This window comes from Endozoicomonas sp. ALB115, from assembly GCF_049310245.1.
In the GTDB taxonomy this organism is placed as follows: domain Bacteria; phylum Pseudomonadota; class Gammaproteobacteria; order Pseudomonadales; family Endozoicomonadaceae; genus Endozoicomonas.
Genome location: NZ_JBLYZG010000033.1, coordinates 1 through 25800 on the forward strand (window position 1 = coordinate 1; position 25800 = coordinate 25800).

Annotated in this window: 16 protein-coding genes, 1 pseudogene and 1 CRISPR repeat array; of the genes and pseudogenes, 5 read left to right on the forward strand and 12 right to left on the reverse strand. The window is 50.5% G+C overall.

Annotation, left to right across the window (positions count from 1 at the left end; all coding sequences use genetic code 11):
* A CRISPR array of direct repeats spans positions 1-1802; the repeat unit is 29 nt; unit sequence GTGTTCCCTGCGCCTGCAGGGATGAACCG.
* A gap of 6 nt (positions 1803-1808) precedes the next feature.
* Positions 1809-1976 (reverse strand): annotated as a pseudogene (locus ACO6VE_RS14880) (DnaB-like helicase N-terminal domain-containing protein); the annotation flags it as partial.
* 462 nt (positions 1977-2438) lie between these two features.
* On the opposite strand from ACO6VE_RS14880, the gene ACO6VE_RS14885 reads away from it, so the two are divergent.
* A complete protein-coding gene (locus tag ACO6VE_RS14885) occupies positions 2439-4691 on the forward strand; it encodes a hypothetical protein (protein ID WP_422462053.1) in 2253 nt (750 codons plus the stop codon).
* 123 nt (positions 4692-4814) lie between these two features.
* Here the strand turns inward: ACO6VE_RS14885 and rplI are convergent, their stop codons facing one another.
* The 4 genes from rplI to rpsF all read right to left on the reverse strand — a co-directional run bounded on the left by rplI (position 4815) and on the right by rpsF (position 6910).
* On the reverse strand, positions 4815-5261 hold the full coding sequence (gene rplI, locus ACO6VE_RS14890; RefSeq protein ID WP_422449894.1) for a 50S ribosomal protein L9: 447 nt from the start codon (positions 5259-5261) through the stop codon (positions 4815-4817).
* 25 nt (positions 5262-5286) lie between these two features.
* On the reverse strand, positions 5287-6159 hold the full coding sequence (locus tag ACO6VE_RS14895; protein WP_422462055.1) for a hypothetical protein: 873 nt from the start codon (positions 6157-6159) through the stop codon (positions 5287-5289).
* A gap of 21 nt (positions 6160-6180) precedes the next feature.
* Entirely contained in the window at positions 6181-6405 is a 225-nt protein-coding gene (rpsR, locus tag ACO6VE_RS14900; protein ID WP_020584246.1) for a 30S ribosomal protein S18, read from the reverse strand.
* Between the two features lie 88 nt (positions 6406-6493).
* Entirely contained in the window at positions 6494-6910 is a 417-nt protein-coding gene (gene rpsF, locus ACO6VE_RS14905) for a 30S ribosomal protein S6 (protein ID WP_101745436.1), read from the reverse strand.
* Between the two features lie 407 nt (positions 6911-7317).
* Here rpsF and ACO6VE_RS14910 point away from each other — a divergent pair, with 407 nt between their 5' ends.
* From ACO6VE_RS14910 to ACO6VE_RS14920, 3 genes are all read left to right on the forward strand, one after another.
* The gene (locus ACO6VE_RS14910) at positions 7318-9087 is read left to right on the forward strand and encodes an autotransporter assembly complex protein TamA (RefSeq protein ID WP_422462057.1); all 1770 of its coding nucleotides are present in this window, start codon (positions 7318-7320) and stop codon (positions 9085-9087) included.
* A complete protein-coding gene (locus ACO6VE_RS14915; protein WP_422462059.1) occupies positions 9084-12956 on the forward strand; it encodes a translocation/assembly module TamB domain-containing protein in 3873 nt (1290 codons plus the stop codon). The genes ACO6VE_RS14910 and ACO6VE_RS14915 overlap by 4 nt, the downstream gene beginning before the upstream one ends.
* A gap of 194 nt (positions 12957-13150) precedes the next feature.
* Positions 13151-14056 (forward strand): hypothetical protein, encoded by a 906-nt coding sequence (locus ACO6VE_RS14920; RefSeq protein WP_422449890.1) that lies wholly within the window; start codon positions 13151-13153, stop codon positions 14054-14056.
* 195 nt (positions 14057-14251) lie between these two features.
* On the opposite strand, the gene rlmB is transcribed toward ACO6VE_RS14920, so the two are convergent.
* The 3 genes from rlmB to rnr all read right to left on the reverse strand — a co-directional run bounded on the left by rlmB (position 14252) and on the right by rnr (position 18718).
* Positions 14252-14986 carry a 23S rRNA (guanosine(2251)-2'-O)-methyltransferase RlmB gene (gene rlmB / locus ACO6VE_RS14925; RefSeq protein ID WP_422462061.1) on the reverse strand — a complete coding sequence of 245 codons (735 nt, stop codon included), beginning with the start codon at positions 14984-14986 and terminating at the stop codon, positions 14252-14254.
* A gap of 231 nt (positions 14987-15217) precedes the next feature.
* Positions 15218-15811 (reverse strand): hypothetical protein, encoded by a 594-nt coding sequence (locus ACO6VE_RS14930; RefSeq protein WP_422462063.1) that lies wholly within the window; start codon positions 15809-15811, stop codon positions 15218-15220.
* Between the two features lie 282 nt (positions 15812-16093).
* Positions 16094-18718, reverse strand: a complete 2625-nt coding sequence (rnr, locus tag ACO6VE_RS14935) for a ribonuclease R (protein WP_422462065.1) — start codon at positions 18716-18718, stop codon at positions 16094-16096.
* A 413-nt stretch (positions 18719-19131) separates the two neighbouring features.
* On the opposite strand from rnr, the gene ACO6VE_RS14940 reads away from it, so the two are divergent.
* On the forward strand, positions 19132-20346 hold the full coding sequence (locus tag ACO6VE_RS14940; RefSeq protein ID WP_422462067.1) for a hypothetical protein: 1215 nt from the start codon (positions 19132-19134) through the stop codon (positions 20344-20346).
* A 292-nt stretch (positions 20347-20638) separates the two neighbouring features.
* Here ACO6VE_RS14940 and ACO6VE_RS14945 read toward each other — a convergent pair whose 3' ends face one another.
* From ACO6VE_RS14945 to hflK, 4 genes are all read right to left on the reverse strand, one after another.
* Positions 20639-21931, reverse strand: a complete 1293-nt coding sequence (locus ACO6VE_RS14945; protein ID WP_422462069.1) for an adenylosuccinate synthase — start codon at positions 21929-21931, stop codon at positions 20639-20641.
* Between the two features lie 28 nt (positions 21932-21959).
* A complete protein-coding gene (locus ACO6VE_RS14950) occupies positions 21960-23159 on the reverse strand; it encodes an ATP phosphoribosyltransferase regulatory subunit (protein ID WP_422462071.1) in 1200 nt (399 codons plus the stop codon).
* A gap of 125 nt (positions 23160-23284) precedes the next feature.
* Positions 23285-24160 carry a protease modulator HflC gene (hflC, locus tag ACO6VE_RS14955; protein WP_422449883.1) on the reverse strand — a complete coding sequence of 292 codons (876 nt, stop codon included), beginning with the start codon at positions 24158-24160 and terminating at the stop codon, positions 23285-23287.
* On the reverse strand, positions 24157-25329 hold the full coding sequence (gene hflK / locus ACO6VE_RS14960) for an FtsH protease activity modulator HflK (protein WP_422462073.1): 1173 nt from the start codon (positions 25327-25329) through the stop codon (positions 24157-24159). The genes hflC and hflK overlap by 4 nt, the downstream gene beginning before the upstream one ends.
* Positions 25330-25800 lie beyond the last annotated feature (471 nt).

Consider the following 25800-nt stretch of genomic DNA (forward strand, 5'->3'; position numbering starts at 1 on the left):
GTGTTCCCTGCGCCTGCAGGGATGAACCGAGCCAGCTGGGCATGGATGACGATGAGTACCGGTGTTCCCTGCGCCTGCAGGGATGAACCGAGCCAGCTGGGCATGGATGACGATGAGTACCGGTGTTCCCTGCGCCTGCAGGGATGAACCGAAAAGCAAAAAAGCCCGGGATAAATAATGCAGGTGTTCCCTGCGCCTGCAGGGATGAACCGTTCAGGGCGCTGGCAGTTATCCCGCTGAATCGGTGTTCCCTGCGCCTGCAGGGATGAACCGAAATCCGATGGTACCGCTCGATACCGCTGTGTGTGTTCCCTGCGCCTGCAGGGATGAACCGGAAAGCTTGTAGAATGGCAATTCAAATATGCAGTGTTCCCTGCGCCTGCAGGGATGAACCGTGAACAATACGCTCCATTACCGCATCGTCGTCGTGTTCCCTGCGCCTGCAGGGATGAACCGCAGATACACGACTCCCCTCTGATGTAGATCAGCGTGTTCCCTGCGCCTGCAGGGATGAACCGGTGACATCAAAGAAGTAGTCCTGCTCTTCGGTGTGTTCCCTGCGCCTGCAGGGATGAACCGGTTTAAACCGGCTGATGGACGACCTTAACCGGGTGTTCCCTGCGCCTGCAGGGATGAACCGCGAGATTTTTTAGCAGCATAGGGATAACAATGCGTGTTCCCTGCGCCTGCAGGGATGAACCGCAAAAGGTTATCGCTGATCTGATTAAGTTCGGCGTGTTCCCTGCGCCTGCAGGGATGAACCGTGAGTCTGTAGCGGCCTTGGCTTGAACTGAATGTGTTCCCTGCGCCTGCAGGGATGAACCGCAAGTCCTTCTCTTTCCCGAACGTCATCCGAAGTGTTCCCTGCGCCTGCAGGGATGAACCGTGTCCCAACTGTGGACGTAAATCGGTATGGGTGTGTTCCCTGCGCCTGCAGGGATGAACCGAAACCCAACGGGCCCTCAACATCCGCGCCGCCGTGTTCCCTGCGCCTGCAGGGATGAACCGATGGGAAGAGTAGACAGGTGTTCTGTATCCAGGTGTTCCCTGCGCCTGCAGGGATGAACCGATGGTTGAGGGCTTTCGGGTCAATGCTTCCTTGTGTTCCCTGCGCCTGCAGGGATGAACCGTGGTGAAGGACTTTAACCGGGCCAAACGATCAGTGTTCCCTGCGCCTGCAGGGATGAACCGCCCTCACGCTGCAACAGATTGACGGCACGGGTGTGTTCCCTGCGCCTGCAGGGATGAACCGGCCTCACCACCAGCTGCCCCCGACGAATGCCGGTGTTCCCTGCGCCTGCAGGGATGAACCGGCCCAAAAAGCATCAGGAAAAGAATAATACGAGTGTTCCCTGCGCCTGCAGGGATGAACCGACAAAAGCACTCGGCTGGTAAAAGACAGCCGGGTGTTCCCTGCGCCTGCAGGGATGAACCGAAAAAAGCCTGGCAGCAGGCCAGGGGCGCGGAGTGTTCCCTGCGCCTGCAGGGATGAACCGACCGTCTCCTTGGTGAGGTACCCACCCCTGGCGTGTTCCCTGCGCCTGCAGGGATGAACCGAGAAAGATGACGACTCTCAAAATCTGACGCCACGTGTTCCCTGCGCCTGCAGGGATGAACCGAGAAATTAGATTTCACAGTTCTGAATATGAAGGTGTTCCCTGCGCCCGCAAGGATGAACCGTCAGACGAACTCATCAGGTTGCGATTAACCCAGTGTTCCTTGCGCCCGCAGGGATGAACCGGGATTTATCAACGCCTAATGCAGAGGCCAACCGTGTTCCCTGCGCCCGCAGGGATGAACCGCGATCCGAAACCATCCGACGTCAGCTTATCAGCCACCCGGCCCCTGGCCTGGTTATCCAGCATCAGACCACCCAGAACGGACTGCTCCGCTTCAATGGAGTGGGGAGGTGTTTTAATGGCAACTGTCGCTTCATCAAGGGGAAGCGACAGTTCGCGAGGACTGACATCCAGCATATTAACGTGCTGCGGAAAAGAGTAGTGGCATGTCAGGATACCTGATTCCGACCTTCAGAAGGAATAACGATTTTCATTCACCAGTACAATAAAACGGCACAGCGTTCAGCCTCGAACTGGAAACAGCATAAAAATCAATGGCTATCTATTTAACAAAGGGATTATCTGGAATTTTTATTCAATTAACGAGTCCAACAAAAAATCAGGCCAACGGAAAGCAATGTTCCCATGAATAATTTTCCAACTCGTTCACATGCTCCAATCCTGACACCCCGAGAGGCCCGTTCGCCTGAATCAGACAGTACCATACCATCCCATCAAGAATGCCCTGTCAGGCTGCTCTCTGAGATAACAGTCCCACAGATACCGCAAGGTACTTCAGCTCTGCATCCACACGCCACCACATCGTCAGTTACATCAAGAAATATTTCACAAACACCCACAGACGGTAGCCGGGTACCGATGACAGACGCCGTCAAAAATGCCCTGAAATGTCTGAAAGATGCTGGTATAGACGCACAACAGTGGCAAGGGCTCGGGTTAGTACTGGAGGTTCCCTATGACATGATAAAAAGCATCGATACAAACCTTGCATTGAGCAACCCCGAGAGCAAGTTGTGCGAATTACTCACCTGCGCTGAAACATCAAACCTTTTGCTACCAGAAAGGTTGGTTCAGGGGGTCAGCGAACTTATGGATATGGCACTGTGTGAAGAATATAGAAATAACACATACGCCTTATGTCGATTCATTTTCCCGCATCAATACGTTTTCAATAAAAAACAGGAAATTGTCACCAGAGCAAAAAGCTTTTTTGACTGCGGATCTCTCTCCCTGGCGGAGCCTGATTGCTATAACAATGACAATCGGTCGTGGTACGACAGGATTTCACCCAGAGATGCTTACCTGATCGTTAATAAGCACTTGGATAAAGCACAACGTTATTCTCTTGCCGCCAGATTAGATCTGCCTGACGCTGACCGGGAAGCATTATTGCCACTACTGGTCGGAGAATGGAATGTCTATGTCGCAGAGCTGTTATGGCGGGCAGACGAACAGCAACTGCTGACCTTCGCCAATTTGTGTGCGGTTATTTGTGAAAGTGGCAGTTGCTGGTCAGTCGAGACGAAAGTTTGTCCCAAACTGGGCCTGGATTATCATCAGCTTCCACAATACCAATCCAAAAGGAGGTTATCAGAAAATAACGGCGAGCCTGATCGGTTGTTAAGTATACGGGATTTGGTTTCCGTTTTTTGTAATCAAATGCAAATCCTCCCGGAATATCTGGCACAGGTCTGTGGTTATTCCGAACTACTTAAACACCCCCTGTTGATGACGATGCAGAAAAAAATCAAGTTTTTTCCTGATACTCTTAAAAGAGTGATTTTTCTGGAACTGATTTACCAGAAAAACCGTGGAAATAGCAAAGGCGGTTTATCCATTACTGACGTTGTCCGCATTCTTAATAAACCGGAGGTGATGGAGTTCAGAGTAGCCAACCGGTTATTGAGTAACATGACCGCTGGTGATTCTGAACAGGCAAGCCCGGTATTTACGCGATCACAATTGTTAGAACTGGCCGACATGCTGATTCAGAATCCGGATTTTGAGGCAGAACCTCTGGCAAAAATGCTGGGTCTACCCAACCATAAAAGAAAGTTGATTGTTTCCGGGGAGCATGCAAAAGTTTTACAAAAAATGATTTATGACATTTTCTATGCAGCCAATACGTTGGGAAGGCTCACTCCCGAAAATCTCCTGTACGCTTTGAATCAGACTTGTTCGGCATCATTGGTGAACAGCGTGTGCAATATGAGTACGTTTCCGCAGTTACAATCCATCACCGGCACACCATTACCGCCGTTAGTACTTGGCCAGCAAGATGAAATCCCCCGAAAACCAGGCTCAATACCCTTAACCATGGATTTCCTGGGTAATCTACTGCTGAGCCATAACGTGCATAGAATTGGTATGTGTACAGGGCTTGGATTTGATGAGCTAAAGGCATTACAAACGTGTACCGGAGACAAACCACAGCTTCTGGCTTATCGCCTGTCTAAGAAACTGACTGAAACCGAACGGGGTCTTGAAACGGGTCATCTTTATCAGGCGCTGCAATGGCTGAATGACAAGGAAGCGCTGGCCTATTTCCCGCAACAACAAACCGATGAGTTCCTGAGTTGTCTGCCTGAGCAGACCGTTAGCAACATCCAGCAGGGAATGGCTTATATTTCAGCATTCAGCCAGATCCCCGACACAGACGATGGAATTGGATGGATCTTTCCGATTGCCTGCAAAATCGGCTTGCCCAGGAGAGAATTTGATCACATTCCTGTATCCTGTGATCCTGGCTGGAATCTCATCAGTTTCCTTCTGGCAGCCGGAGAATCCCCATCACCACAAAGGGTTAAAGAACTTGTTGAGTGGTCCGGGCAATTGACGTTGGCAAAAGACCTTCTGAGTGAGTCGGGAGATAACCAGTCATCAGCCTATCGTTGCCCTATTGGCGGAAATTTAATTTCATGGCCGGCAGCAATCGACAAAAAGCAGAACCAGGGTGGGCCACAGACCGTGTATTTTGAGCATGACCTGCTGTTTAAATGGGTTAATAAAAACCCCATCCATCCGTTAACATTAGCAGCACTTGACGTGAAAGAGATAAGGACTCACTGTCCAGAATTTTTTGAGCAACTTATTGCAACGCTCGATGGTTAATCTCAGGACAGCCCTTCTCTTTGTAGAAAGGGAAAAAAACCGATGAATTGCCATAAGCCGGGTTAAAAAAAACCGGAGACCCGTTAGAGTTCCGGTTTTTAATCTATCTGTTAACCGAACTGATTATTCAGCTTCGATAAACACCTTGATAGTTGCAGCAACATCAGAATGCAGCTGGATACCAACGTCGTACTCACCAACGGCACGGATTGGGCCTTCTGGCAGACGGATTTCGCTCTTGGCAACCGCAACACCGGCAGAAGTGATGGCTTCCGCCAGGTCACGAGGACCGATAGAACCGAACAGTTTGCCTTCGTCGCCTGCTTTGGCGGTCAGGGTCAGTTCGATTTCAGCCATTTCTGCAGCGCGCTTCTGAGCACCGCTCAGTTGTTCGTTAGCCGCGCTCTCAAGCTCGGCACGACGGGCTTCGAAAGTCGCCAGATTCGCTTCAGTGGCAGGCAGGGCCTTGCCAAAAGGAATCAGAAAGTTACGGCCATAACCGTTTTTAACGGTGACCTTGTCGCCCAGCTTACCAAGCTTGGCAATTTTTTCGAGCAGGATTACTTCCATTTCGCTAGCCTCTATCTAGTACCTGTCATCCCTGATGCAGTCGGTTATTCGCGCGGGCGCGAAAATCAAAAAGACTGTCCAGACATGCAGTTAAAACAATGACCGGGTACGCCAGTTGCGTGACAAAAATCAACAGGATGTAAAACCCTACCAGCCAGAAGCTTCCCAGTTGTCGCATCCTCACCAGCCCGTGGATCATGGCAAGCCCCGCCACCAGCAATGGCAGCGTTGCTGCAGGAACCAGCACCAGCATGTAAGGAACAACGGTTGCTCCCACCAGGGTAAATGCCAGAAGCCCCATGGCTACCGGGAACGGCAGGCGGATCTGGTGAAACTCTTCACGGAATCCACCCGGGTTAAAAAGCTGTGCCTGCCAGGATCTGGCCAGCACCAACCCAAGGATGCAGATCACCAGGTTAAACCAGGTGATCACACCGATAACCCCGTATTCTACCAACGGCTCAATGCTCGCTACTAAGTCGTCCGTACTCTGCCCTGCCTGCTGAACGTAGTCACGAACCAGTGTCATGACCAGTTCGCTGATCAGGGCGATTTGCTGTGGAGCCAGCTGCGCCATGACCAGAGCGATGAAAGCTCCGGCTGGCAGCAGCGCCAGTAGTGTTTTTTGCCAGGAAACCGTTTGGCGTAATACCAGGGCCAAAGCCACGGTGGTTGTCAAACCGATGATCGTGGAGAACTGTCCCATGGCTGCCCAGGCAATACCCGGCAGCACAGCCCAGGTAAGTATTTTCAGCCCTTCACTGGTACCACGACGTAGTACTACCAGTGAAATAATGGCTGCACTCACCCAGAACAGCATGGGAATACAGGCAAACACAGTGGCCAGGATCATTGCCTGTTTCGGGCCACGCATTACCAGTTCCGCCAGTCCACGCATCAGCTATACCCTGTGAATAAATCAGTGACGATCGGTGTATGGCAGCAGGGCCACGTAACGAGCGCGCTTGATCGCTGTTGCCAGCTGACGCTGGTAACGAGCCTTGGTACCGGTGATACGGCTAGGAACGATCTTACCGGTTTCAGAAACATAAGCTTTCAGGGTGTTCAGATCTTTGTAATCGATCTCTTTCACGCCTTCAGCGGTAAAACGGCAGAACTTTCTGCGACGGAAAAAACGTGCCATGGCAACGCCTCCTTGGATTTATGCTTGTATGGTAAAGAGCAGGTTAAAGCAGGAACCTTAGCAGTCGTGAGCGACTGAGCGTCAGGTCTTACTCTTCAGACTCTTCTACTTCGTCTTCAACGGCTTCTTCAGAGGCACGTTCTTCACGGCGGTCTTCACGACGATCGTCGCGACGATCACGCTTTTCTTCAGACTGCAGCATGATAGAAGCTTCAGTGATGGCTTCATCACGACGAATGACCATGTTACGGATAACCGCGTCGTTGTAGCGGAAGTTTTCCGTCAGCTCATCCAGAGTTTCGTTACCACACTCAATGTTCATCAGAACGTAGTGAGCCTTGTGGATCTTGTTGATTGGGTAAGCCAGCTGACGACGGCCCCAGTCTTCAAGACGGTGTACCTTGCCACCATTTTCGGTGATAGCGCGAGTGTAGCGCTCAACCATGGCAGGTACTTGCTCGCTCTGGTCAGGGTGGACCAGGAAAACGATTTCGTAATGACGCATTATTTGCTCCTTACGGGTTAAATAGCCTCCTGCAATTTTTACCTCCGACAGCCGTCGAAAAGATTCTATAAAGCAGTAAGGCAAGGAGAGTGTGAGCGCAGGCGCTCACCGGTTACTACATTCACAATGGACACCCCTCCTGATCGACTCTTGACCAGAAAAGCCCCACCGAGAATGAAATATACGCCGGACAGATTGGCCGGAGCATACAAAGAGCGGGAATTTTAGAGATTTGTTGAGTTGGTTGCAAGGGGAGACAGGGTCTGCCGCGCTGGTAATATCCGGTGTCGATATGGTGATTTACCACTATCCATTCAACGATGAGCCTCCTGGAGGTCGATATAGCCAGAGACCGCTCCAATTTACCGTTTTTATTGCCGGGAATGCGTACCCACTATCATTGAATTATGGCCGACCACGAAAGCACAGCACTTATCCATACACCGAAACGGCGAATCGGCCTGTGGCTGCTGATCATCCTGTTTTTTTCTGCATCGGCCTGGGCGACAAAACCTCTGACCTATAAAATCAATGGGCTCAACAAAGCATTACTGAAAAATGCGACGCTCTACCTTGATAACCTGCCAGCCATCAAACCCGAACAACTGGATGAATACCGGCAAGAAATCCGGGAGGCCCTGCAAAAATCCCTGATGGCCCTGGGCTATTACCAGCCCACCATTGACTTTCACAGCAAAAAAGCTGCCAGTCAGCTCATCATTGCTATCAATCCGGGTCAGCCAGTGATTGTCCAGTCCCTGCAAATCAATCTGGAAGGTGATGCCCGGCAAGACCGGGCATTTACCCGGTTAATCAGGCAAAGCCGGTTAAAAACAGGCGATGCCCTGAATGATGGTGAATATGAGTCGCTGAAAACAGGGCTCAATAAACTGGCCCTGACCCGTGGTTATTTTGATGCAGACCTGAGTGAACACCAGATCAAAGTCTACCCGGCCAAACATCGGGCTGACATTACCCTGACCATGGAATCCGGCAGACGATACCGGTTCGGATCGGTTATTTATGACGATCTGGTGAGCGAAGCTACCCGAGAGTTGCTGAACACCATGATCAATTTTGAGCCGGGGCAACCCTATCGCTCCGAACAGCTCAGCCAGTTGAACATGGACTTTTCTGCCACCGGTTACTTTAAATCCATTGAAGTCCGCCCTCTCAAGGACAAAGCGGTTGATGGTGAGGTTCCGATTTTCGTAAGTGTGATACCCAAAAGTGCCTGGGAGCTGGAGACCGGTATCGGTTTCTCTACAGACGAAGGTCCAAGGGTATCCCTGAGTGTCGATAACCCATGGCTGGATGAAAAAGGGCACAGTTTCACCAGCGATATCAAAGTGTCCAAAACAGGGCAGGAGCTGAGTGGGCGCTATAAAATCCCCTATGGCAACCCTCTGCTGGAATACTACAGCCTGGACAGCGGTTACCAGAGAACGTCGGTTCAGGATACCGACAGCCAGCTTGTTTCCGCTTCTGTTAATAAGTGGAAAAAGCGGCCGGGTAACTGGGACCAGGACTTTTTTATCCGGGTAGATTATGAGAACTACACCCAGGGGCTGCAAAACAGCAGTAACCTGTTGCTAATACCCGGCATGTCATTTGACCGCCGGAAAGTGGTTGGCAACCCAACGGATCCCCGCTCCGGACACCTTTACAACCTGAAAATCGAAACCTCTGCCCAAGCCTGGCAATCTGATGCGGACTTTATCAAAGTGTGGGGCCGGGCCAAATGGCTGACCACGTTCTTCCGGCATCACCGGGTGATCAGCCGAATTGAGCAGGGTGCCATCTGGGTGGACGACATTCAGAATATCCCGCCGTCCATTCGTTTCTTTACCGGTGGTGACCAGACGGTCCGTGGCTACAGCTATGACAGCCTGTCCCCAAGGGACAGCAACGGTCAGCTGGTTGGCGGCCAGTACCTTTCGGTAGCCAGTATTGAATATGACTATGAAATTGTTGAAAACTGGCGGGTCGCCTTGTTTGTTGACAGCGGAACTGCAACCAACTCCTACAAAAAAGGTCAGGTTGAATGGCAAACCGGGGCTGGGCCGGGCATCCGCTGGGTGACGCCCCTGGGTCCGTTAAAACTGGACTTTGCCTTTGCGATCAGTGAGCCCGGCTCTCCCTGGCGAATCCACTTTTCCATGGGGCCGGATTTATGAGCAGCGCCCCCAACCATAACTCTAAACAGGCCGGGTCTGCCCCGGGAGTGCCAGATCAACGTCCAGTGAAAAAAGTATCTCTGATCAAGCGGTGTCTATCAGTCACAGCCGTCTTCCTGCTTACCCTGATCTCACTGCTGCTGTTTACCCACACCGGCAACACCCTGCTCTGGCACCAACTGAACAATGCGCTTCCGGCGCTTGATGGGGAGCTGACAGAAGGCCAGTTGATGACGGGCTGGCATATTCAGAATCTTCGCTGGCAAGATAGCCGGATCCAGTTTCAGGCTGATGATATAACGCTGAAGTGGCAGCTTGGGAAAGTGTTAGCCAGGCAGCTGCCGGTCCAACTGGTGGAAGTTAAAGGCGGCAACCTTGAGATTCAGCCCGTAGCCGAAGAAACCGTGCCTTCAGCGCCACCCTCTACCGATGCAACCGTCGATATTCCCCTGGATATTCTGATCAGTCAGATCCATATCCAGGATTTTGAAGTCACCTTTTCAGGAACCACGGTTTCCCTGGAAACCTTTACCGCAAACGCCCGTCTACAGAATAGCCTGCTGTTTATCCCTGAAGTTCGGGCAGATAACCTTCAGATTGTGTTAAAAGACCAGGACAGCACAACGTCCACTCCAAAGGCTTTAACGCCCAACAAACCAACGTCGGCAGGCATTGATCTCTCAACCATCACACTGCCGGAAGTAACACTCCCAATCCCTGTCAGCCTGGAAAATTTCACACTAACCAATGCCCGCTACCAGCAGGGTGATATTGATGAAACCCTTAAAGCGCTGGCGCTGAGTTTCAACTGGCAAACGACTCATATCACTAACCTGACACTTAAGGCAGAACAAACCAGGGCCAATATTCATTTACACGGCAAGATACAGCTAGCTGAAAACTATCCATTAAGCCTGAACCTGAATACCACTATTCTGGATAATTTCAATATTCCTGAGCTGGCAGCCATGAAAGGGGATAAGCTAGCACTGGAAGCCTCGGGCAATCTTAGCCAACTGCAACTGCGGCTTGCCACACAGGGCTCCATCAATGCATTGCTGGAAGGAAATATTGGCCCTCTTGCCCCCAACTTCCCGCTAAGCGTTGCCCTGAAATGGCACGAATTCCAATGGCCACTACAAGAAAGTGCCTCCGGGGTTTCATCCGACAATGGCTTAGCCAGGATCACTGGCAATCTGAATCAGTACCAGCTCTCACTGAACACATCCATTAAAGTGGCTGAGCAACCAGCAACTCAGCTGCGTTTGGATGCCTCTGGCAGTTTGCAGCAGCTGGATATTAAAACACTGTCACTTAGCCCTGTTGATGAAAACAATCTTTCCGCCCCCCCCTTGGAACTGACCGGAACAGTTAACTGGCAAGATGGCATTCATTGGCAAGGACACATTCTGCTGTCAAAACTACAGCCAGAAGTATGGCTAAGAGAGTTTCCCGGCACGCTGAGCGGCAAAGTAACCACTCAATTTATGATGACCGATGGTTTATGGCAACTCAACATTCCGGATCTGACGATCAATGGCTCATTGCTGAATACCCCCCTTGAATTGACCGGAAAACTGGCATCCGACAACCAGGTCAGGCCCATGGCCGCTTTACCTTTCAACGTGAATATTCACAGCTTTTATGCAGCGCTTGGCAAAAACCGCCTGAACATCAATGGACAAATCGCAGAACAGTTATCACTGAGTGCCAAACTTGACGCCAACTCTCTGGACAGGATCACCCCGGAGCTGAAAGGCTCGTTACAAGGCAGCGTTCAGCTATCAGGGAGCGATAAACATCCAAAGCTTTTATTCAGCTTTGATAGCCCATCCCTAGAGATTGAACAGACCAGTATCAACCGGTTACAAGTGAACGGCGAATTGACCAGAGCCACCTTACTGGAAGGTAAAACCACCGTTAAAGCAGACTCTCTCAACAGTGGCAATATTCAGCTGAAAAACATGCTGCTAAATGCCAGTGGCAATGAACGGAATCATCAAATATCCCTCAAAACTCTGGGCGAGCCGGTATCCAGCGAGTTACAGATTAACGGAGTTTGGCAGGGTACCCACGGTAACAGCCGTGGCAAATGGCAGGGGCAGTTAGCCAGTGCCAGGGTAATCACACCGCTGGATACCTGGTCTCTGGAGCAGCCTGTTACCATCGGGCTGAATGCCACCAACAAAGAAGTAAAACTGACGGATCAATGCTGGTTTGCCAAACCGGCAAGGCTCTGTATTGATGCATCACACTTTTCAGCCAACCGTGGAACAACACGCTTCCGGCTATCAGACTTTAACCTGTCAACCCTGAAACCACTCCTGCCAGGCAACCTTAACTGGCAGGCCATACTGTCGGGCAGTGGCGATATCCAATGGGATAGCGGTCAGCCCATAGCTCATATCCAAATCCAGACGACGCCGGGTGAAATCACCAGCAACTCAGATCATCCTTTATCAGTGAACTATCAAACACTCTCCACCGTGATTAGTCTGAATGAGGATGATCTGCAGGCAGAGTTTGACTTTGACTCAAAACAGCTGGGGGACGCCTACATCCATCTGACCATCGACAACATGCACAGTGACCAGACCCTGAGTGGACAAGCCAGACTGCAGGATATGCGCCTGTACTTTCTGCAACCACTGATTCCGGATATCAGTCATATTGATGGTATTTTATCCGCTGACACACGCATGGGTGGAACTCTGAAAGATCCCTTGCTGTTTGGCAACCTGAAACTCCGTGCAGGACAGCTGGCCGCTAAACAGGAAATGGTCAAAGTCAGCCATCTGATCACTGAGCTGAATGTGGATGGCAATAAAGGTGAAGTCAGTGGCAGCATGAAGATAGACGACGGTGAAATGAAGCTGTCAGGTCATCTTGACTGGCAACAGATGCCCCCTTCCGGTGTTATCGATATAACAGGGCAAAACCTGGGAGCCAGAGTGCCGGGCATCCTCCAGCTGAAAGCCTCCCCCGATTTAAGGCTGACCCTTGGAGCCGCGCAAACCCTGACCGGGAACATCACCATTCCCTGGGCAAGAGCGAACATCAAACAACTGCCCAAACAGGCCGTCACCCCCTCTGATGATGTGGAGATTATCACTCCGGGAACCAGAAAAGCACTGTTGCATGCCGGTCCGCCCTTCTCCATGGATGTGAATGTGATTTTAGGCAAAGACATCAAGATCGATGCCTATGGGCTGAAATCAGATCTTGGCGGCCAACTGCTGCTGGATCTGCAGCCCGAAAAACCAATGACTGCTGATGGTTCTATTCAACTGACCAACGGCCGCTATCATCAATTCGGTCAGGATCTGCTGATTAAAGAGGGCCATATTATTTTCTCCGGCCCGCTATCCAGCCCATACCTGTCGGTGAACGCTATTCGCAACCCTGACAGCATAGAAGACGATGTATCAGTAGGCATGCAGGTGAGCGGCGCCCCCTCCCGGCCGGAGTTTTCTATCTATTCGGATCCATCCATGCCACAGCAGGAACAGTGGTCTTATCTGCTCAGAGGGCGGGGACTCGAAGATGGTGACAGTTCGGCAGTGCAATCCATGCTGATCGGTTTCGGTGTCAGCCAGTTTGGCGGCGTAGTGACTTCCATTGGTGAAAAAATCGGCCTCTCGGATGTCACGCTCGACACCCAGGGCAGCGGTGATGACACCCGGGTCACCATTGGCGGGACGATTGCGCCGGGCCTGCGGGTGCAATATGGCGCAGGTGTTTTTGACTCTATCGCTGAAGTTAAGGTGCGCTACGAACTAATGCCGCGACTTTACCTTCAGGCCGTTAGCGGCATTGCCCAGGCTATCGACCTTTTCTACCAGTTTACAATTGCGACAGAAAAAAAATAGACCTATTAAGATTTAATGAATTCAATGAGAGGTACTGACTTCCGAAAATTTTGCATCGTTATTAATTGGTAAAAAAATACATTGGCTACCTGGAGGAAGGAAACTTAATTTTAGAAAAACGGTCAGATATTGGGCCAAATATCAAGAACTATATGAAGATAGTCTTTGTTTTTCCAAAATTGAGGTTACCAGTCATGCACGGTGTAAATAACGGTAATGTTTCAAGAAACACTTATAATCCCCAACAGGAAAACAAGAATCAAAAAGTGGATACTAAAGTGTCGCACGGGGAAAGTGGAACCACTAATCCCATTGCTCACAGAACATGTATTTCGACAGAGGGTGCAGCTGCATCGAGTTCTGTACAGGCTGCCAGCGCCTTATCCGATGCGCCTACAGTCCACTTGACTAAAACATTTTACCGTCCCAAGGATAAAGAACCTCTTATTTTTGCGGAAGAACACCTTATGACACACGGAGACTTCAGGGATATACTATCCAAACACATGGATGTCTATGCAGTAGTAACGGATGATCGTAATAATATTGGAGCTGTCAACATTTTGGCCATCGGGAAACCAAAATTCCAATTAGACGACCTGAAGGGAAGATTCCATACTTGCGTTTTTCAATCTATACCATCATTAAAAGAATCACCTTACAGTTCTGAGTTGTTAGGTATCTCCCTTAATCAAACTTGTTGGATTGTTGATGACTTCTGCAAAAAACTTAAAAAAAAGAATGATAAGGATCATGAAACAATGAATTCGATTGAACGGTCAATATTTAATAAATTAAAACCAAAATATGATTTAAAAAAAACCTCGCTTTCACGTATTGTTACTCATAATAATTTCCTGGAAGATATCTCCCCTGAGGAAGCAAGATTTATTTTGGAAAAAAGCTTCTATGCCTCTATCAAAGAGATGAAGAAACAAGTCTCTACTCCTCATGAGAATAGCCTGAACTCAGAAGCAACAATCAACGATCTTCCGGAGATCCTTCGCAGTTATAAAGATCGTATGGCTTGGGGACGTTATCACAGCTGGAAGTTAAATTATCTTGATAAAACATTACTCAAAAATGCCAAATGGGAATAGCTTTTCCTCAGATGAGTCCGGCTAATCCTTTATTATTGCGTTTTTTTTGGGCAATTAGATGCGTATCGTCAATATGGAACAACCGAAGAACGACCATTGAATAAGCCAATGCCCCAAAGCCAGTCTTTTTGAACTGGCTTGTTGAATCGATGATTTATCCAAAGGGCAGATTCAGTGAAATCAGAGTGGTGACAATCATCGTCGCTGTCGAACCGCCTCAAATAAACACACCCCGGTAGCAACCGACACATTGAGGCTACTGACAGAACCGGCCATTGGAATAAAAATCAGCGAATCACACAGGTCTCTGGTCAGGCGACGCATTCCTTTACCTTCTGCGCCCATGACCAGAGCCAGAGGACCGGTTAAATCCGACCGATAAATATTGCCGGAACTCTCGCCTGCGGTACCAATCATCCAGATACCTCGCTCCTTGAGCCATTCCATACTCCGTGCCAGGTTGGTCACCTGAATCAGAGGTACATTGTCTGCTGCACCACAGGCCACTTTGGTTGCTGTAGCATTGAGACTGGCAGACTTATCCCTGGGCACAATCACCGCATGTACACCTGCCGCATCGGCAGTCCGCAGGCAGGCCCCAAGATTGTGAGGGTCCGTAACGCCATCCAGAATCAGGAGAAAGGGTGGTTCATTCAGCCCATCAAGAATATCCTCCAGGCCTTCTTCCCGGTAAACCCGGGCGGCAGAGACTCTGGCCATAATACCCTGATGCACACCCTCCGCTTTGGCATCAAGACGACTGCGTTCAACAAATCGGACGGAAACGCCCTGATCTCTGGCCTGATCAACCAGGGCATTGATTCGCTTATCCGTACGACCTTTCTGGATCTGAAGCTCCAGTATTCTTTCGGGTGACCGTTCAAACAGGCTCTGCACTGCATGCAGGCCAAATACTACGTCATTGCTCATTGATTTCTCATTTGAAAGCCTTTACAGGCCATAAAAAGGGGGATTTTAGCAAAACTGGAAGGACAGGAGTTATTGCTGATGTTTTAACACTGATATGTTAACGAAAACGGCCAGAATAAGCATGACCTATGCGCTACCGGACTCATTTCCAGTTAGATATATGCTGCATCAACCTCGCCAGTAGCCAAGGAGGCTGACCGAGTATGCGTAACATTAGCTCGGCCAAACATTTTAATCGTCTTTTTTAAAGAAATAATTACCAACAGCCTCGACAGTAGACCCGATAGCAGACGAGGTAACAATACTAGCAGCCCCGACAGTCCCCATACAGACACTGGTAGCAACACCTGTCGCAACACCTTTGGCAACACCAGTACCAACATCGCTGGTAGCCCTTTCACCCTGAACAGAACCCCAGAAGGCCCCAATAGCAAATCCAGCTAAGGCAATCAAGGCAGGCCCGGCAGCAAGCTCAGCACAAGCAGCAAACCCGGCACTATCAACCCCGACAGCAGCAGACCCGGTAGCCCCGATAGCAAACCCGACTAAAGCCGAGGGCGCAACCGGGAGAGTAAACGTCAAAGTAGCCTGGCACAGAAATTTAATGGTTTTTTTCGAAATAGTCACTATCCGATCCTGCAATGGAATACATTCTATCTCATTATCAGTAAACTGTTTTTCACAGGAGAGATAATTTTTTTGGTCAGAACTTTCCACGCATTCCCGTATACCTGAACGACCAGAAGAATGTTTACATTTTGTACTATCGCTTACGTTATTTATTGAACCAAAGTCCTTTTTTGCATTAGAAGTGATATTGTCCATATCGAAACCTTCCGTTTTAATTAATGTTTGTTACAGCTAATAGATATTTATATTTGGTTTTAGTTCCCTATGAACACTAAGATATTTAACCAATTCTGCCGCTAAGGTGTTTTCCTTGCCCGAAAAGTGATCGTTAAATAAAAACTCTTATCAACCCGGAAACAAAAAGGCCGCTGTGAAGCGGCCTGATTTCAAAAGACATCTCGATAAAGCAGACAGACTCCCGGAGTAACCCAAGGAGCCAGGAAGCAATGCTTGATAATCCCTGTGATACGAAGCTTATTAACTGATCTTCCGTTTACGAGGCTGTTTGCCCGTCGGCTTTGAGGCTTTGGCTGAATCAGACTTCCGGGCGCTGCTGGCTTTCTTCTTACCGGCAGTCTTCTTTTTGCCGGAAGCGGTTGGCTTGCCCTTTTTACCGGTTGTTTTGGCGGATTTCCTGCCTTTCGTCCTACGGCCGGATGGCTTACCGTCTTCGGCAGAGCCCTTAGCGGATGAAGAGCCCTTGGCGGATGAAGTGCCTTTCCCTTTTTTAGCCGCCTCTTCAGCAGCCCTGGCTTCTCTGAGCAGTTTTTCCTTGGCCGCTGCCGACTTGAATCGACTGCCAAGTGCCGCGCTTCCGGATGAACGGGATTTTTTCGCCGAACCAGACTTACCGGATGACTTTCTTCTTCCCGGCCTGCTAAGTGCTGACAGCAGTTCAAAGTCGATCTTCTTATCGTCCAGATTCACCTTACTGACCATCACCTCCAACTCATCGCCCAGACCAAACCGGCGACCGGTGCGCTCACCGCGCATGCAATGATGAACATTGTCGTAAATATAATAGTCATCCGGCAGGCTGGTCACATGAACCAATCCCTCGACATAGACATCTTTCAGCTCAACAAACAACCCGAATCCGGTCACTGAAGAGACAATACCGCTGAAGGTCTGACCAATATGCTGCTGCATATAGTCGCACTTCAGCCAGTCCATGGCATCGCGGGTTGCCAGATCAGCCCGTCGCTCTGTGGTGGAACAGTGCTCTCCCAGTGCCTGAATATCGCCGGCGTTATAGGGGTAGATGCGCTTTTCAGGTATGGGGCTGGCCCCCACACGAACCACATGCCGGGAGGGGCTCTCTGAGCGGATAATATGACGAATCGCCCTGTGTACCAGCAGGTCAGGGTAACGGCGGATGGGCGAGGTAAAGTGTGCATAAGCCTTGAAGGCCAGGCCAAAATGCCCCTGATTATCACCACTGTAGACTGCCTGACTCATTGAGCGAAGAACCACGGTCTGAATCACATGGTAATCAGGACGATCTTTCACCCTAAGCAACAATGCCTGAATATCACGGGGGGTGATTTTGTCTGAGGGAAGTGCCAGCCCCAAACTGCCAATAAAGCTGTTCAGGTTAAGCTTCTTCTCCAGCGTCGGCCCTTCGTGCACACGGTAAAGCCCCGGGAGTTTGTGCTTTTCCAGGAACTTTGCCGCACACACATTGGCGCACAGCATACACTCTTCAATCAACTTGTGGGCGTCATTACGCTCCCTGGGCACAATCTGCTCAATCTTGCGGTGGCGACCAAAAATAATCTGGGTCTCCACCGTATCAAAATCAATCGTGCCACGCTCTGCCCGTACGGATACCAAGGTCTTGTAGAGCGAGTACAGATGCTCAAGGTGTGGCACTAATGGCTGGTACTGCTTCCGTAGCGCCCGGCCCTCATCACTGAGGGACAACATATCCCAGACTTTGATATACGTCAGCCGCGCATGGGAGCGGATAACACTCTCATAGAATTTGTAGCCGGAAATCTTGCCTTTGCCACTGATGGTCATTTCACAGACCATTGCCAGGCGATCTACTTCGGGGTTCAGGGAGCACAAACCATTGGACAGAACCTCCGGCAACATGGGAATCACATGCCCCGGGAAGTAAACCGAAGTCCCCCGGTTAAACGCTTCCTTGTCCAGGGCTGAGCCCGGTTTCACATAGTGGGAAACATCGGCAATCGCAACAAACAGTCGCCAGCCGCCGCCTTTTTTTGACTCACAATAAACCGCATCATCAAAATCACGGGCATCTTCACCATCAATTGTGACAAACGGCGTTGCCCGTAAATCGACCCGGCAATCTTTGTCCGACTCTGCGACCTCAGTTGTAAAACCCTTGCACTGTTTTTCCACCGCTTCCGGCCAGTCATGGGGAATATTATGGGTGCGAACAGCAACCTCGACCTCCATGCCGGCATCGGCTCTGCCACCGAGAATTTCCTTAACAATGCCCATAGGCATGTTGCGACGGCCGGGCTGCCGGGTAATTTCCAGCAGAATATATTGCCCCTCCGTGGGCATCAGCGGGCCCGGCTGAACAATAATCTCCCGGCTGATACGGGGGTTTTCAGGCACCATAAAGGCCGCACCAGACTCGGTATAGTAACGACCGACGACCTGTGTCGTATTTCTCTCAATCACCTCAACCAGCTGGCCTTCCCTGCGGCCACGATGATCGACGCCTGATTCACGCACAACCGCACGGTCACCATCAAACAGCTGGCGCATCTCACGGGGGGAAAGGTAGAGATCTTCACCACCACCATCCGGCATTAAAAAGCCAAATCCTTCTTTATTGCCCTGAACTACCCCTTTAATAAGATTCAGCTTACTGATCAGGGCAAAGGCATTCTTGCGATTTTGCAGCAGCTGACCATCGCGGATCATCGCCTTAAGGCGGAACATCAGCGCTTCCTGCTGTTCTTCGTCATTTATACCCAGTGCACGACATAACGCCTGATGGCTGACCGGAGCCCCTCGTTGCTCAAGGTATTCCATGATGTACAGACGACTGGGGATCGGGTTTTCATAGCGCTCTGCTTCGAGAGATGCCTGACTATCCTGGCTTTTCCACCCTTTTGACATGGGCTTATTGCACCTCTTTTAGGGCGTATGGCAGCCCGGGGCTGCCTGGTGAAAATGAAAATCTACAATCATGATATCTTTCTTCAAAGGCCATGGAGGGGGGAGAAGTCAACATTGAATCCATTCTGTATTAGTACATGCATCAGACTATTAATGCAAAGGGAGAAAGTGAAAAGAGAGCATAACAAAAGAATAGCTGATCTCAGTGTTATGCCAAAACAACCGGCGGAGACAGTGTAATGCAAGCCGGATCCCTGAAGGCAAATGATACTTCCCCAGGACAGATCAACAGAAAAAACTGCTTGAGACCGGGAACTATTGACTGGCAGGTAAGTCCAATTCATTGATTGCCGGAACTCCGGGGTTTGCAAGCGCCAATCCCGAAACATCATAAATTCAACGAAGTCAGAAGCATGATACACAGTAGCAGCCCTGCCCCCATCCAGACTGGTAATCAATCGCCCAATGCCACTGATGCACCACCGTATCGGGCAACCCGGCGGACTTCCAGTCAGAAGCTCACCCTCCGTTGCCATCAAGCCATCAACTTGATTTCTCTGAAATTCAAGAGTCGTGAATCGACATTGTTACGGGCTGCAACAACCGGTGATGTGCCACTGATCAGGCGACTGGTTCGCCAGCACACTTTAGCCAACGGTAACTCTGTTGGGACAGGGCTGGAAGACGCGGCGGCCAAAGCAGCGGCAAACGGCAAGGCAGAAGCATTGGAGTTATTGCTTGAGTTTGGGGCCTACCCGAATTATGCGTTGGCGGGTGAGAATTTTCTGATCCCCCCAAGAAGAATGTTTGATGCGCGGGGACGCCGTCGCCAGTATCATGTTACAGAAAAACTGACACCGGAAATAGTGAGTATATTGCTTAATAATATTTTTATTCGCCCTGAAGTCACCATCAGGCTTGGGGATACCGGGGGCCATTATCTGCGTTTTACGCCAAAGGAATTAATCAACAGCAACCCTGGCAATATCAACAGGGAAGTAATCTGTAAAATGCTTGCCAGTCACAATCGAGTCGATGTGAACACGGAGATCTCTTTTTACCAAACGGGTGCGTTCGCTCTATCCAGCAAAGTAGATAATCAGAGTTTTTATCCACATCCACAAAGTCCTTACATCCACGTAAATTTTATTGGCCAGACCCTGATGTTTGATAACTTCGGCCTGACTGAGCATCTGCTTACAGACCAGACTCTGAATCTGGATCCCGGCTTACCCATCGGCACAGGAGCCGCTGAAAACCTGCTGATTATTTTTATGGACAAGTACTGCAAAGGATGTTTTCGCAAATTAAACCAGCGTTTTGATATTTTACTCAACGCTCTAAGGGACAAAATTGCCAACTCTGGCACCTTTCGCAACCAACTTTTGGCCAGCGAAAATGAGCTGTTCAAACAGCAATTTCTCACACTGTTTGCTATCGGGCATCAGGACAGGCATGACCCATCCCCTGCTGATTTTCAACATCTTAACTGCGATCAACTAAACAATAAAATTATGGACATATTTTTGACCATATCTTATGAAGCCCCGCCCGATTATCATCGTCTTTACCCAAATCCACCACCAAGTTATGACTCAGTTATTGCAGGTGACTTTGAAAGCGCTTAATAAATTGATGTCAAAACCATAACTACTGACAATATCACCCTAGTACATGGTTTCAATGAGTTTGACGTGTACGATCTCCGTTCACCCTGAGCGGAGTCGAAGGGTGCTTGGCACGATCTATCAGAGTCCGGAGTTTCCGCCTTTAGGCCCTATGGGTCCTTCGACAAGCTCAGGACGAACGGAGTGCGGAGGCACGACAACCCGTCAAACTCATTGAAACCATGTACTAGGTATAAAGCCGGTTTGTCCAATGATAAACCGGCGATTTTGTCACAGAGGCCAATCCTGATGATCAGGCAAACGGCTGACGCAGAACGATAGTTTCTACACGGTCCGGTCCGGTGGAAATAATATCAATCGGTGCACCGGTGACTTCTTCAAGACGCTTGATATAAGCCAGCGCTTTGGCAGGCAGCTCATCAAGGCTCTTCGCACCAAATGTCGACTCACTCCAGCCCGGCATCTCTTCATAGACAGGCTGAACCGACTCGTACTCTTCAACATCAACAGGCGTGGTAATGGACTCACCATCAGCATTCTTGTAATCCACGCAAATGCGGATTGTTTCCAGACCGTCAAGCACATCCAGTTTGGTCAGGCAGAGGCCACTGACCGAGTTGATCTGAATAGCCTGTCTCAGGGCTACGGCATCAAACCAGCCACAACGGCGTGGACGACCGGTCGTAGCACCAAACTCATTACCGACTTTGGCCAGATGGCGGCCATTTTCGTCATCCAACTCTGTCGGGAAGGGGCCTGAACCCACACGGGTGGTGTAAGCCTTGGTAATACCCAGGACATAATCCAGGTACAGCGGACCAAAACCAGTCCCCGTAGAGGTACCACCTGCGGTGGTGTTGGATGACGTGACAAACGGGTAAGTGCCGTGGTCGATATCCAGCAGAGAACCCTGGGCACCTTCAAACAGAATGTGGTCACCACGCCCATGATGCTCATGCAGACGGTCTGAAACACGATCAATCATCGGAATCAGTTCCCTGGCCATGGCCAGCGTGTCATCCAGAACGGTCTGGTAATCTACGGCTTCTGTCTTGTAGTAGTGCTGCAGGGCAAAGTTGTGATAGTCCATCACTTCTTTCAGTTTTCTGGCAAAACGTTCAGGGTGCAGCAGATCAGCAACACGTAACCCCCGGCGAGCTACCTTGTCTTCGTAGGCAGGACCGATACCACGACCCGTCGTACCGATTTTGGCTTCGCCACGGGCCAGCTCACGGGCCTGATCCAGCGCCACATGGTAAGGCAGAATCAGAGGACAGGCAGGGCTGAGTTTCAGGCGCTCGCGCACAGGAACACCGGTTTCTTCCAACTGCTTCATCTCTTTCAGCAACGCTTCAGGAGACAGCACAACACCGTTACCGATGTAACAAACCACATCTTCCCGCAGGATTCCGGAAGGAATCAGGTGCAGAACGGTTTTCTCACCATTAATAACAAGGGTGTGTCCGGCATTATGGCCGCCCTGGAAGCGAACAACAGCTTCCGCCTGCTCGGTCAGCAGGTCGACAATCTTGCCTTTACCTTCATCACCCCACTGGGTGCCAAGTACGACAACAGTCTTACCCATGGAATCGGTCTCTTAGTTTCAATGCAATTTATAACGGTTCAACCAACCATTCGCCGTCGCGGCAGATCAGCTGATGGTTGCAACCCATGCCCGCTGCGTCTGTCGCTTGCCCGGGCAGCTGGCGAACTACCCGCTCCCCCTGCCGACGCAGGGACTGCACCAGGGCGGCATCCGCATCAACAGGCGCAAAAATGGTCTTGCCTTCGGTACAGTCATCTGTACTTTCTGTTTTCAGCTCCAGCAACGCCTTAAGCTCCATAAGCGTCTTGAGGTCAGTGCTAAAACCGGTCGCAGGGCGTGATCGGCCGAAGGCTTCACCGATCCCATCATAGCGCCCGCCTTTGGCGATTGCCTGCCCCTGACCGGGCAGATAAGCCGCAAAAACGACACCTGTATGATAGTTGTAGCCCCTGAGTTCGCCCAGGTCGAAATAGAAGTCAGCACCCGGATAAAGACTGGTAATCTCTCTGGCAATCAACCCGAGTTCATCCAGAGCAGTGGCAACGCCCTCAGGACCATCAGCCAGCTCACCCCTGGCCCGTTCCAGTATTTCCGGACCACCGGCCAGATTGGGCAGGCTTTTCAGCATTCGGGCAGACCCTGCGCTGATATCCCACTGATTGACCAGCTGTTCAACTTCAGAGATCGCCTTGCGCTGCAAGGTATCAAAAAGCGCCAGCTCCTGATCACCCGATAGTCCGGCCTGGGATGCCAGCAAACGGTAAATCTGCACATGCCCAAGATCCAGACTGACTGAATCGGCTTCCACCTGAGCCAGGGTTTCCAGCATCAGGGAAATCACTTCCAGGTCACTTGCCACGCCAGAGTGACCATACAGCTCTGCACCGATCTGGATGGGTGACCTTGAAGCCCCGAGGGAAGCGGGGCGGGTATGAAAGACACTGCCTGAATAACAAAGTCTTACCGGCCCATCCACTTTCAGGGTATGGGCATCAATTCTGGCCACCGCCGGTGTGGTATCTGCCCTTAATCCCATGGTTCTACCGGTCAGCTGATCGGTTACCTTGAAGGTTTGCAGATCCAGGTCATGACCGACACCTGCCGTCAGTGACTCGATAAATTCCAGATGGGGAGGAATCACCAGCTGGTAACCCCAGCGGTCAAACAGGTCGAGTATGTCGCGCCTTAACTTTTCAGCACAACGGGCTCTGCCGGGAAGAATTTCCTCAATTCCATCAGGCAGCAGCCAGCGATCAGCGACGGTCATAACAGCCTCTCTTATTGTTACTGTGGAAGTTTTTTCTTCGCTACTTGCCCACACACGAAAAAACCGGGCGAGGCCCGGTTTTGATAATGTTACCACGGTTTTTTAGCGCTGGCAGCAAGAGTTCATTATTTGCCTTGCTTATCGTGATTAAAGTAGCGGAAGAAATCACCTTTTGGTTCTATCAGCATGACGTTACCGGACTCTCCGAAGCTCTCTTTGTAAGCCTGAAGGCTACGATAGAAGGCATAGAATTCCCGATCCTGCCGATACGCTTTGGCATAAATCTCAGCTGACCTGGCATCCCCGTCACCGCGGATCATTTCAGATTGACGGTAGGCATCGGCCAGAACCACCTGCTTTTCACGGTCGGCATTCGCCATGATACCTTCTGCCATCTCCTGACCGCGGGAACGGTAGTCCTGAGCCTCTTTCTCACGTTCAGATGACATCCGCTCAAATACCGAGTCACTGACCTGGGGAGGCAGGTCAATCCGCTTGATACGTACATCCATAACACTGACCCCCAGCTCATCCTGGGCAACTTCATTCAGCGTTGTGGTCAGTTCTTCCATCATCTCGTCACGCTGGCCGGACACCACTTCGTTCAGAGTGAGGCTACCAAACTGGTTCCGCATGCTGGACTCAGCACGCTGGGCAAGCAGGTTACTGGCACGGAATACATCGCCTGCCGTTGCGCGGTAGAAGTCGTAGACGTTGTGAATGCGCCACTTGATGTAGGAATCCACAATCACGGCCTTCTGTTCAAGGGTCAGGAAGCGCTCGGATGGCACATCCAGAGTCTGCAGACGGCCATCAAACACCTTAACCTTGTCAACCAGCGGGATTTTCACATGCAGGCCCGGAGGGATACTGTCACGTACTACCTGACCAAAACGAAGTTGCACCGCCCTCTCCCGTTCGGAGATAACGAATAAACTTCCCCACGCCAGTATTACAACAACCAGAGAAATAATCAGTCCAGTGAAGGCTTTCTGACTCATCGACTTACCCTCCCCCCACTGACTCGCGAGCTATTGACGCGTTTATTCAATTCTTCTGTCACCCGGGTGGTAATCTCGTTTAATTCCTGGGCAGATAACTGTCTGGATGGCACTTTGCTGCTACCATGGGACTGTGTCAGTTTATCCAGCGGCAGATACATCATGTTATTGCCACCTTCAACATCCACCAGTACCTTGCTGGATTTACTGAACACGTCTTCAATCGCCTCAATATAAAGACGCTCGCGGGTTACTTCAGGTGCCTGTTGGTACTCACCCAACAGTTTCACGAAACGATCTGCTTCACCCTCTGCCTTGGCTACTACCTCATCACGGTAACCGTTGGCACTCTCAATGATACGCTGAGCCTGACCACGGGCTTCCGGAATGATCTTGTTGGCATACACCTGGGCCTTGTTCTTGGCCCGTTCTTCATCCTCACGGGCGCGGATAACGTCATCAAATGCTGCCTGCACTTCTTTGGGAGGATGGGCGCTCTCAATGTTTACCTTGGCAACATTAAGGCCGGTACCGTAGCTGTCCAGGTAAGCCTGAAGGCGATCACGCACTTCGATACCCATCACCTCACGACCTTCGGTCAACACCTGGTACATCTCGGAGCCACCGACAACATGACGCAACGCACTCTGTGTCGCCTCTTCCAGACTGACCAGCGGCTTGGCAACGTTGAGAACATAGTGCTTGATATCATCAATGTTGTACTGAACCGACATGGCCACCTCGACGATGTTCTCGTCTTCGGTCAACATTTGCTGCAAGAGGTTATAGGTCCGAAGTTCAGTCACCCGTTCCTGAAACTTGGTTTCAATGGGAGGGAAGTACATATGCAGGCCTGGGCCAACCGTCTCTGCATACTCACCAAAGCGCAGGATGACGGCCTGCTCTTTTTCATCAACGGTATAGACCGCATTCCAGATGTAAGCTGCAACAGCGAGTATCAGAATACCAATAAAAATGCCGGAAGAGGAGCCTGCCTGAGCACCACCACCGGAGCCTCCACCGCTTTTGCGACCTCCCCCAAACATGGAATTCAGTTTTTCCTGAAATTTGCGAAAAGCATCGTCCAGGTCCGGTGGTCCTTGCTTATCGCCTTTGTTACCACCGCCCCATGGATCCTGGTTGTTTCCACCCGGCTCGTTCCAGGCCATATATGTCTCCGTAGAGTCAGCATCAGATTGAATTTTGGTTTGAGCATCCCTGTTACTGGGGACAACAGGCGATTAAATCCATTGCCGGTCCATCAGAGGATGTGCATACCATAGTTACCTACAGACCTTGAGAGTCCCAGGTATGACATGACGTCGCAGGATAAATTTCCAGAGCAGTCATCAACTTCCACTTCGCCCTTCACTGCAACACAGGAGCGTAAAAAATGCAATGTATCCGTACCGTCCGGAATCCTGACCAGCCTTTACAGGCACTCAATAAGACGTACCCGGTAAAGATAGTTCCTGAGCCAGATTGTAGAGTTTGGATAGCGAATAGCGCAAGCCGAATTGGTAAAGACCGCAACGGATTTTCTTTACAAACACCAAATCAGAGCTGTTTCGCCCAAATTTCATCCATCTGTCCTGATGAAATATTCTGTCCAGCGAGGAACGCTTTTTATCATCTGCGAC

Coding starts and splice junctions, on each gene's coding strand:
- ACO6VE_RS14885 (WP_422462053.1), top strand. CDS start 2,439: ATGACAGACGCCGTCAAAAATGCCCTGAAATGTCTGAAAGATGCTGGT.
- rplI (WP_422449894.1), bottom strand. CDS start 5,261: ATGGAAGTAATCCTGCTCGAAAAAATTGCCAAGCTTGGTAAGCTGGGC.
- ACO6VE_RS14895 (WP_422462055.1), bottom strand. CDS start 6,159: ATGCGTGGACTGGCGGAACTGGTAATGCGTGGCCCGAAACAGGCAATG.
- rpsR (WP_020584246.1), bottom strand. CDS start 6,405: ATGGCACGTTTTTTCCGTCGCAGAAAGTTCTGCCGTTTTACCGCTGAA.
- rpsF (WP_101745436.1), bottom strand. CDS start 6,910: ATGCGTCATTACGAAATCGTTTTCCTGGTCCACCCTGACCAGAGCGAG.
- ACO6VE_RS14910 (WP_422462057.1), top strand. CDS start 7,318: ATGGCCGACCACGAAAGCACAGCACTTATCCATACACCGAAACGGCGA.
- ACO6VE_RS14915 (WP_422462059.1), top strand. CDS start 9,084: ATGAGCAGCGCCCCCAACCATAACTCTAAACAGGCCGGGTCTGCCCCG.
- ACO6VE_RS14920 (WP_422449890.1), top strand. CDS start 13,151: ATGCACGGTGTAAATAACGGTAATGTTTCAAGAAACACTTATAATCCC.
- rlmB (WP_422462061.1), bottom strand. CDS start 14,986: ATGAGCAATGACGTAGTATTTGGCCTGCATGCAGTGCAGAGCCTGTTT.
- ACO6VE_RS14930 (WP_422462063.1), bottom strand. CDS start 15,811: ATGGACAATATCACTTCTAATGCAAAAAAGGACTTTGGTTCAATAAAT.
- rnr (WP_422462065.1), bottom strand. CDS start 18,718: ATGTCAAAAGGGTGGAAAAGCCAGGATAGTCAGGCATCTCTCGAAGCA.
- ACO6VE_RS14940 (WP_422462067.1), top strand. CDS start 19,132: ATGATACACAGTAGCAGCCCTGCCCCCATCCAGACTGGTAATCAATCG.
- ACO6VE_RS14945 (WP_422462069.1), bottom strand. CDS start 21,931: ATGGGTAAGACTGTTGTCGTACTTGGCACCCAGTGGGGTGATGAAGGT.
- ACO6VE_RS14950 (WP_422462071.1), bottom strand. CDS start 23,159: ATGACCGTCGCTGATCGCTGGCTGCTGCCTGATGGAATTGAGGAAATT.
- hflC (WP_422449883.1), bottom strand. CDS start 24,160: ATGAGTCAGAAAGCCTTCACTGGACTGATTATTTCTCTGGTTGTTGTA.
- hflK (WP_422462073.1), bottom strand. CDS start 25,329: ATGGCCTGGAACGAGCCGGGTGGAAACAACCAGGATCCATGGGGCGGT.